The organism is Nonomuraea zeae (assembly GCF_005889725.1).
GTDB lineage: Bacteria > Actinomycetota > Actinomycetes > Streptosporangiales > Streptosporangiaceae > Nonomuraea > Nonomuraea zeae.
Genome location: NZ_VCKX01000164.1, coordinates 18,581 through 27,273 on the forward strand (window position 1 = coordinate 18,581; position 8,693 = coordinate 27,273).

An 8,693-nucleotide genomic window follows, 5' to 3' on the forward strand; every position below is an offset into this window, starting at 1 on the left:
TCTGGGAAAGCTGACAGCAAGGGGGGCCGATGAGCGGGGAGCTGAGTGGTGGGGACCTGTCGCGTCTCAGGCAGCTCAACGCGCTCGCCGTGATCAGGGCGTTGCAGGGCCGGCCGTCGCTCACCCTCACCGAGGTCGCCAAGCACACGGGGCTGTCACGCGCGTCCACCGAGGACGTCGTCCGCGAGCTGCTGCAGAAGGGCTGGGTGGCCGAGGCGGGCGCGACCGCGGGCGGCGTGGGCCGCCCGGCCAGGCGCTACCGCTTCAGGGCCGACGCGGGCCGGGTGCTGGGCGTGGACATCGGCGGGCACAAGGCGCTCGCGGTGGTCGCCGACCTGGACGGCAACGTGGGCAACAGCGCGCGGGTGCCCGTCACGCCCGAGATGGGGCGGGTCGAGCGGCTGGCGGCGGTGGACCAGGCGGTCGCCGACTGCCTGGAGGGCGCCGGGCTCGCTCCCGGCGACGTGTGGGCGGCCGGCGTCGGCACGACCGGGCTGGTGGACGGCGCGGGCCGGGTGATGCTGTCGGAGGCGCTGCCCGAGTGGACGGGCGTGGACCTGGCCGCGCACGTCAAGCGGCTCGTCCCCGGCCCCGTGCTGGTCGAGAACGACGGCAAGCTCGCCGCCCTGGCCGAGTGCTGGCGCGGCGCGGCCCGCTACGCCAAGGACATGGTGTTCCTGCTGGCCGGACTGCGTACCGGCGCGGGCCTGGTCATCGACGGCAAGCTGCACAGAGGCTTCGGCAACGCGTCGGGCGAGATCGGCGCGCTGCCGGTGCTCGGCTGGATCCGCGCCCAGGAGCACCTGAGCGCCGCGAACGGCGAGGCGGGCGACGTGTTCGCCGCCGCCAGGGCGGGGGACAAGGCGGCGGCCACGGCGGTGCGCCGCTACGTCAGGGACCTGGCGCTCGGCGCGTCGGCGCTGGTGCTGGCGCTCGACCCGCAGATGGTCGTGGTCGGCGGCGGCTTCTCGCGCTCGGCCGACGTGATCATCGAGCCGCTCAGGCGCGAGCTCGACCGCTGGTGCATCCGCACGCCCGAGGTGCGCATGTCCGCGCTCGGCGACGAGGGCGTGGTGCTCGGGGCCGTCCGCCTGGCGCTCGACGACGTGGAGGACCGCGTGCTCGACGGCCGCACCCCGCTCGTGAGCCATCTGTAACACATCCACTCTTGAAGAAAATTTCACTGGACTCCATCATTACTCCCACGTTCTAGGAGAGGACTGGGAGATGTGGAAGTCGGCTCGGAGCGGTGCGGCGCTCCTCTGCGCGGCCCTGCTCGCCACTGCCTGCGGCAGTGGTGAGCAGGCCGGCACGGGCGCGCAGACGCAGGAGAAGGTGACGCTGTCCTACGGCGTCTGGGACGCCACCCAGCAGGCCGTCATGCAGGAGCTCGCCACCGAGTTCAGCAAGACGCACCCGAACGTCGCCATCGACGTCCAGCTCACCCCGTGGGCCGACTACTGGACGAAGATGAAGGCCGCGGTCAGCGGCGGCGCGGCGCCGGACGTCTTCTGGATGAACGGCCCCAACTTCCGGCTCTACGCCTCCAATGGCGTGATCAAGCCGATCGAGGAGCAGGTCGACACCTCGGTCTACCCGAAGCCCCTGGTGGACCTCTACACCTACGACGGCAAGCTGTACGGACTGCCGAAGGACATGGACACGGTCGGCGTCTGGTACAACAAGACGCTCTTCGACGCCGCGAAGGTGAAATATCCGGCCGATGACTGGACCTGGACCGACTTCAAGGAGGCCGCCGCCAAGCTGACCGACGCGGGCAAGGGCGTCTACGCCGTCGGCGCGGAGCTCACGAGTTTCCAGGAATACCAGTACAACACCATCTACCAGGCCGGCGGCTACGTGATCTCCCCGGACGGCAAGAAGTCCGGCTACGACGATCCCAAGACGATCGCGGGCCTGAAGTTCTGGACCGACCTCATCGCGGGCAAGCAGTCGCCCGACCTCAAGACCATGACCGACACTGCCCCGCTCCAGCTCTTCGAGGCCGGCAAGCTGGCGATGTACTGGGGCGGGTCGTGGAACGTGGCCGAGTTCACCAAGAACGACTACACCAAGGACAAGGTGGACGTGGCCCCGCTGCCCACGGGCGAGAAGCAGGCCACGATCATCCACGGCGTCGCCAACGTGGTGTCGGCCAAGACCGAGCACCCGGCCGAGGCGTGGGAGTTCGTCAAGTTCCTCGGCTCCAAGCCGGCCGCCGACATCCTCGGCAAGAAGGGCCCGATCCCGGCCTACAACGGCACCCAGAGCGACTGGGTGGCCGCCCATCCCGAGCTGAAGCTGCAGGTCTTCCTCGACGCGGTGTCGTACGCGGTGCCGTACCCGGTCTCCAAGAACACCGCGGCCTGGCAGGAGGCGGAGCTCACCCACCTCACCAAGGCGTGGACGGGCGAGGTACCGGTCGACAAGGCGGCCGCCGATCTCGCGGCCGGGATGAACGACCTGCTGGCCAAGGAGTGACGTGACGTGACCACCCCGGTTCTCGGCAGCCCCGAGACGCGGCGGCCCGCCCGTGCGGCCCACGCGGTGAAGCGCAGACCCCGCACGGAAGCACTGTGGGGGTACGCGTTCATCGCCCCCACAGGGCTGGGACTGGCGATCTTCTACCTGTGGCCGGTGCTGCAGACCGCCTACTTCTCCTTCACCGAGTGGGGCGCGTTCGGCGGGCACACCTGGACCGGGCTGGACAACTACGTCAGGCTCGCCGGCGACCCGGAGGTGGGCCGGGCGATGCTGAACACCCTGGCCTACACCGCGCTCGGCCTGGTCGGGATCCCGCTGGCCATCGTGTTCGCCGCGCTGATCAACCGGCCGGGGCTGCGCGGGGTGAGCGCGTACCGGACGGCGTTCTTCCTGCCGGTGGTCACGATGCCGGTGGCCGTCGCGATGCTCTGGCGGTGGCTCTACAACGGCGACTACGGCCTGATCAACCAGGTGCTCGCGGTCTTCGGCGTGGACGGGCCCAACTGGATCGCCGACCCGGCCACCGCCATGTACGCGCTGGTCGTGGTGGGCATCTGGAGCAGCATCGGCTACAACCTGATCATCTTCCTGGCCGGGATGCAGGCCATCCCGAAGGAGCTGTACGAGGCCGCGTCCATGGACGGCGCGGGCCGCGTCACGCAGTTCTTCAAGATCACGTTGCCGATGCTGTCGCCGACGGCGTTCTTCATCTCGATCGTGTCGGTGATCGGCTCGCTGCAGCTGTTCGACCTGGTCTTCGTGATGACCGGGTCGGGGCAGTCCGCGCGGGCGAACCCGGCGTACTCGCGGCTGCAGACCGTGGTGCAGCTGTTCTACGAGCGGGCCTTCGTCACCAACGACCGCGGCTACGCGGCCGCGATCGTGATCGCGCTGCTGGTGGTCATCGCGGTGCTGACGATCCTGCAGTTCCGGCTCCAGCGCAGGTGGGTGCACTATGTCTGAGCGTCGCGCGTTCGGCGTGCACGCGATCCTGATCGCGTCGTCGCTGGCGATGGTGGCCCCGTTCGCCTGGCAGATCATCACCTCGCTCAAGACGCTGAGCAGCGCCACCCAGGTGCCGCCGTCGTTGCTGCCCGAGGGCCGCTGGGACAACTACGCGAAGGTCTTCGACCTCCTGCCGTTCGGCGACCAGTTCCTGAACACCGTGATCATGGCGGCCGGCCGGGTCACCGGGCAGGTGCTGTTCTGCTCCATGGCCGCCTACGCCTTCGCCCGGCTCCGCTTCCCCGGCAGGAACGTGCTGTTCGGCGTCTTCCTGTCGGTGCTCATGGTGCCGCCGCAGCTCTTCGTGATCCCGCAGTACCAGATCATGTCGTCGCTCGGCTGGCTCAACAGCCTGCAGGCGATCATCGTCCCCGGGCTGTTCAGCGCGTTCGGGGTGTTCCTGCTGCGGCAGTTCTTCCTGGGGCTGCCGCGCGAGCTGGAGGAGGCGGCCCGGCTCGACGGCGCGGGCCCGGTGCGGATCTACTGGTCGATCATGCTGCCGCTGGCCAGGCCCGGTCTGGTGGCGCTGGCCGTGCTGACCCTGCTGTGGGCGTGGAACGACCTGTTCTGGCCGCTGGTGGTCAACACCGACCCGGACAAGATGACGCTGTCGGCGGGGCTGGCGGCGCTGCAGGGCCAGTACCAGACCGACTACCCGATCCTCATGGCCGGCTCGCTCATCGCCTCCCTTCCCGTGATCGCCGTCTTCGTCTTCCTGCAACGGCAGTTCATCCAGGGCATCGCCCACACCGGCAGCAAAGGCTGACCCCCCATGTTCTTACGCAGACTCGCCGCGGCCGTGGTGCTGGTCTTCGGCTCGCTCACCGGCTCCCTCCCGCTGGCCGGCACCGCCGCCGCGAGCACCCCGCAGGCCGGGCTGTCGCTCGCCGTGCCCGCGTACTTCTACCCCGGCGAGCTGTGGCGGCAGCTCGCCGAGCCCGGCGTCGGGATCGTCGTGGCGAACCCGTTCTCCGGGCCGGGCAAGGACTTCGACCCGAACTACGCGCAGGCCCTCTCCGAGGCCCGCGCGGCCGGGATCACCGTGCTCGGGTACGTGGCCACCGGCTACCTCGGCAGCACCGGCCGGGCCACCAGGCTCGGCGAGACCACCCCGCTGGCCTGGCTGGCGCAGGCGCAGCAGGAGGTCGCCCGCTGGTACGAGCTCTACGGCGCGTACGGGCTCGGCGGCGTCTTCCTGGACGAGGTGCAGAACGTCTGCGGCCCGTCGAACTCCTACTCCGGCACCTACCGGGCGCTCGACCAGTCGATCAAGAGCCTGCACCGGGGCGCGTTCACGGTCATCAACCCCGGCATCGGCACCGAGGAGTGCTACGCCGACATCGCCGACGTGAGCCTGACGTTCGAGGGCACGTACGAGACGTACCGGAGCTGGCAGCCGCCCGCCTGGCAGCGCGGCCGGGACCCGCGCAGGTTCTGGCACCTCGTGCACGCCACCGCCACCGAGGAGCAGATGGCCGACGCGATGCGGCTGGCCAAGGAGCGGGGCGCGGGCTACGTCTACGTCACCCCTGACGTGCTGGCCAACCCGTGGGACACGCTGCCCTCGTACTGGCAGGCCGAGCTGGCGGCGGCCAAGGCCCGGGACACCGCCGCGCCCGCGCGGCCGGGCGCGGCCGTGGCGGTCGAACGCACTCCGACCGCGCTGAGCCTGGCCTGGCGGCCCACGCTCGACGCCGTCGGCTACGACGTCTACCTGGACGGGCTGCGGGTGGCCGGCACGGCCGGTCGCGTCCCCGCCGTCACCGTCCGGAACCTGGAGCCGCGCACCCGGTACGCGGTCACGGTGAAGGCGCGGGACCTGGCCGGCAACGTGTCGGCCGCCGGGACGCCCGCGTCGATCGAGACGCGCCGGCCCGACCGGTCGCCGCCCGCCACCCCGGCCGGGCTGCGCGCGGACCAGGTCAAGGTGGCCAGCGTCCGGCTGGCCTGGGAGCGCAGCGCCGGCGCCGCCTGGTACGACGTGCTCATGGACGGACGGCGCCTGCTGCGGCTGCCCGCCGGGCTCCTGCCGGGCGACGCCACCGTCCCGGTCACCGGCCTCACCCCGGCGACCTCGTACGCGTTCACCGTGACCGCCAGGGACGACGGCGGCAACGTGTCGGCCCCCACGCCGGCGCTGAGCGTCACCACCACCGTGCCCAGCGGCGACCCCATCTCCGAGCCGGGCGGGTCCGTCGCCGCGGACAGCGTCACCTACCAGACGCGCTACAACCTGCCCTTCGACTTCCACCACGTCTACATCGACCTCGACGACGATCCGGCCACCGGGTTCGCGGTGGCCGGGATCGGGGCCGACTACCTGATCGAGAACTCCTGGTTCTACCGGCACGCGGGCGAGGGCTGGAACTGGACGCCCGTGGACGCGAACCCGCTGGTCTCCTCGGCCGACGACCTGTTCGTGTGGCGGGTGCCGCTCGCGGGCGCGGGCCCGCACAAGGTGGTCTTCCACGGCTCGGGCAGCTCGCCCGAGTCCTACAGCCCGGTCGTCACGGTGTCCTGACGCGTATCCGGCTGCTCTCGGCCGGTGGCAAGGGCCCAGGTCGGCACTGCCTGGGCCCCTGCGGTCATGACCGGGCGACCGTCACCGGACGACGATCGTGGTGAGCGCCCGCGGCGGGAGCGTCACCGTGCGTCCCGTCACCTGGGACGGGGTGAGCGAGTTGGCGTTGTCGGTGACGTAGGCGGTCGCCCGGCCGCGCACGCCCTTCCACGTGACGGGCGCGGTGCCGGTGTTGAGCACCTCGACGACCTGGGAGCCGTCGGCGTTGCGGAACGCGGAGACCTTGAGCGCGGGGTCGGCCGCCGTCGCCTCCAGCCTGACCGCGCCCGGCCTGATGAACCTGCTGTACGCCGCCAGCGCCCACAGCCGCTTCGACACGTGATACGTCTTGGCCACGTCGTCGATCTGCAGCAGCGCCCTGGTCGCGCCGCGCGAGGCGCCCAGCCAGTAGACGTAGCCGGTGACGTTCCCGAGCGTGAGCGCGTCGTGGACGGCCTGCGCGATCGTGAAGCCGTCGTAGCCGCTGCCGTCGTCCCAGTTCTCGTTCCAGGTGTTGCCGTTGGGGTTCCACTCCGACATCCAGGTGTGCCTGGAGGTGGGCAGCGGGGCGTCCACGGCGCTGGCGTAGGTGTGCCCCGTGTGGGTCTTCACCCAGCGGCGGGCCTCGGGGTCGGCCTCGATCGCGGCCGTGTACGCCTTGGCCTCGTTCCAGCCGAAGGAGTCGCAGCAGGCCAGCCGCACGCCCTTGGCGACCGGGCCGAGCACCTTGACGAACTGGGCGGCCTGCTCGGGGGTGAAGCGCATGGAGGCGTACGTGGCCGTCCAGTCGGGCTCGTTCGTGAACCCGAGGTCGGTGATCTTGATGCCTTCCCTGGCGTAGAACTTGGTGTAGGCCACCAGGTAGTTCGCGTACGCCTGCTGCCACTCGGGCTTGAGCGTGCCGCCGTTCTTGTCGTCGCCGTTGTCCTTCATGTAGCCGGGCGCGCTCCAGGCGTCGGCGAAGAAGCGCCGCACGCCGTACGCCTTGGCCTCCTTGGCCACCCAGACCTGGCTGTTGTCGTCGCCGTCCCAGACGTACCTGGGCGGGGCGTCGGGACCGCCCGGGTCCTCCGGCTGGATCGACACCATGTGGTCGTACGGGCTGCCCGCCGGGGAGGAGCCGATGCCCAGCCGCAGGATGCTGAGCCCGGCGCCCTTGCCGCGGTCGAACCACAGGTCCAGGATCTCCCGCTGCTGCTCAGGGGTCAGCGCCTTGAGCAGCTCGTTGCGCCGGAACGCCTGGGAGACGCCGAAGCCGTCGATGTCCTGGTGTCTCACGCGCTCGTTCACGATGACGGCCGGCTGGCCGGCCTGGTGCGTCGGGCTCACCGCCGGGAGTCCGAGCAACGTGACCGCGACAACTCCTCGTAACATGCGCCCTCCGAAAATTTCGGATCCGTGACGATATGTTTCGCCGATGGCCGGAACCGTAAGCGCGGAAGAGGGGTGCCGTCAACCACCTGATCACAGGCTGGTCAAGAGGCGTGTGCGGGCACTGCCCGAATCGGCGAAATTTCCCACTCCCGGCGCTAAATCCGTGAACAGTGGTCATCGCGTCGCGGGATAACCAGAAAGATGTGCGGTCCCCGGTCATGTTCCGCGATTGCCGATATCCATGACGATTGTCGGAGAGGGATGTTGGAGGGCTCATGGGATCGTCGAAGCCGCCGGTGGAGCTCCTGATCGGAGGCGCGTTCGTCCTGGTCGCGCTGGCCTGCGCGACCGCCGCCCTGACCATGTCCGCCACTGCGGGCGTGGCGGTCCTGGCCGTCACCGCCGCGACCTTCTCGGCCTGGTCGCGGCGCCTGGTCGTGGGGCCCGCCATCGGGGTGATGGCCTGGTGTTTCGCCACCGGGTTCCTGCTCAACGGCATGGGGGAGCTGACCCTGACCTGGCCCGACGACGAGGCCAGGCTGCTCGGCTTCCTGGCGGTCGGGACCGTGGGGAGCGCCTGCGGGACGGTGGGCAGCGCCTGCGGCACGGCCCGGCGGCGTCTTCGCAGGAGAGCCCGCCGTCGCGGGCCGGCGCTCATGGAGCGGCGCTGCCCGGGCGAATTCCGAAAGACCGGTGAATGGCTGCCGGACCGGGAACCGCATTCCGGTCCGGACAATTCTCAATAGCCAGGTTGATGTGGCCGGATTTCCGGCTTGAACGGCCGATTTCTGCGTTCGGACGGCCTGGTGCGCAAGGGTCAATGCGTGGATTCGGCGCGCTCTTTGATGGTCAGCATCTGCCGGCGCATCGCGAGGAAGTCGCCCATGTCCATCGTGGCGAGGTAGGTGGTGCCGCGCAGGGTGGACTGGGCGCGGATCCGTACGCGGACGACCATCCGGGTCCTGCCGTCGAGGTCGCGAAGGGAGATGGAGCAGGTCGTGGTGGCGTCGGGGCCGCGCTTGGCGAGGACGAGGGTGTGCGGCGGGTCCGCCTCCTCGACGACGAATCCGGCGCCGTCCGGCGCCCCGGACAACACGTCACCGACCTTCAGCCCATGCTGCTGCCCGGCCCCCGGACCCTGTTGCGTGCTGTCCGGGCCCTGCTGTCCGGTCTGCGGGCCTTGCTGTGGGGTGTCCGGGCCCGGGGCGGGGGATCCCTGTCTCCTATACACATCTCCGAGCCCACGGGACCCTAAGACATCTCGTATGCC

General features: G+C 70.3%; 8 protein-coding genes. 6 read left to right on the top strand and 2 right to left on the bottom strand.

Going from position 1 to position 8,693, the window contains the following annotated elements:
• The first annotated feature begins 29 nt into the window (after nucleotides 1–29).
• From ETD85_RS38660 to ETD85_RS38680, 5 genes are all read left to right on the top strand, one after another.
• A complete protein-coding gene (locus ETD85_RS38660) occupies nucleotides 30–1,157 on the top strand; it encodes an ROK family transcriptional regulator (protein WP_138694786.1) in 1,128 nt (375 codons plus the stop codon).
• A gap of 70 nt (nucleotides 1,158–1,227) precedes the next feature.
• A complete protein-coding gene (locus tag ETD85_RS38665; protein ID WP_138694787.1) occupies nucleotides 1,228–2,481 on the top strand; it encodes an ABC transporter substrate-binding protein in 1,254 nt (417 codons plus the stop codon).
• A gap of 6 nt (nucleotides 2,482–2,487) precedes the next feature.
• On the top strand, nucleotides 2,488–3,447 hold the full coding sequence (locus ETD85_RS38670) for a carbohydrate ABC transporter permease (RefSeq protein WP_240779707.1): 960 nt from the start codon (nucleotides 2,488–2,490) through the stop codon (nucleotides 3,445–3,447).
• Complete coding sequence (locus ETD85_RS38675) at nucleotides 3,440–4,255, top strand: carbohydrate ABC transporter permease (RefSeq protein ID WP_138694788.1); 816 nt, start codon at nucleotides 3,440–3,442, stop codon at nucleotides 4,253–4,255. The genes ETD85_RS38670 and ETD85_RS38675 overlap by 8 nt, the downstream gene beginning before the upstream one ends.
• A gap of 6 nt (nucleotides 4,256–4,261) precedes the next feature.
• Nucleotides 4,262–6,010: a spherulation-specific family 4 protein gene (locus ETD85_RS38680; protein ID WP_138694789.1), complete on the top strand. Its 1,749-nt coding sequence runs from the start codon at nucleotides 4,262–4,264 to the stop codon at nucleotides 6,008–6,010.
• 81 nt (nucleotides 6,011–6,091) lie between these two features.
• Here ETD85_RS38680 and ETD85_RS38685 read toward each other — a convergent pair whose 3' ends face one another.
• Nucleotides 6,092–7,423 (bottom strand): glycoside hydrolase family 30 protein, encoded by a 1,332-nt coding sequence (locus ETD85_RS38685; RefSeq protein WP_138694790.1) that lies wholly within the window; start codon nucleotides 7,421–7,423, stop codon nucleotides 6,092–6,094.
• 275 nt (nucleotides 7,424–7,698) lie between these two features.
• Here ETD85_RS38685 and ETD85_RS38690 point away from each other — a divergent pair, with 275 nt between their 5' ends.
• Complete coding sequence (locus ETD85_RS38690) at nucleotides 7,699–8,169, top strand: hypothetical protein (RefSeq protein WP_138694791.1); 471 nt, start codon at nucleotides 7,699–7,701, stop codon at nucleotides 8,167–8,169.
• Between the two features lie 71 nt (nucleotides 8,170–8,240).
• On the opposite strand, the gene ETD85_RS38695 is transcribed toward ETD85_RS38690, so the two are convergent.
• A complete protein-coding gene (locus tag ETD85_RS38695) occupies nucleotides 8,241–8,519 on the bottom strand; it encodes a hypothetical protein (RefSeq protein ID WP_138694792.1) in 279 nt (92 codons plus the stop codon).
• Between the last annotated feature and the right edge of the window lie 174 nt (nucleotides 8,520–8,693).

Excerpts from the sequence above, each read along its gene's own strand:
- ETD85_RS38680 (WP_138694789.1), top strand. The coding sequence starts at position 4,262 with ATGTTCTTACGCAGACTCGCCGCGGCCGTGGTGCTGGTCTTCGGCTCG.
- ETD85_RS38660 (WP_138694786.1), top strand. The coding sequence starts at position 30 with ATGAGCGGGGAGCTGAGTGGTGGGGACCTGTCGCGTCTCAGGCAGCTC.
- ETD85_RS38690 (WP_138694791.1), top strand. The coding sequence starts at position 7,699 with ATGGGATCGTCGAAGCCGCCGGTGGAGCTCCTGATCGGAGGCGCGTTC.
- ETD85_RS38685 (WP_138694790.1), bottom strand. The coding sequence starts at position 7,423 with ATGTTACGAGGAGTTGTCGCGGTCACGTTGCTCGGACTCCCGGCGGTG.
- ETD85_RS38665 (WP_138694787.1), top strand. The coding sequence starts at position 1,228 with ATGTGGAAGTCGGCTCGGAGCGGTGCGGCGCTCCTCTGCGCGGCCCTG.
- ETD85_RS38675 (WP_138694788.1), top strand. The coding sequence starts at position 3,440 with ATGTCTGAGCGTCGCGCGTTCGGCGTGCACGCGATCCTGATCGCGTCG.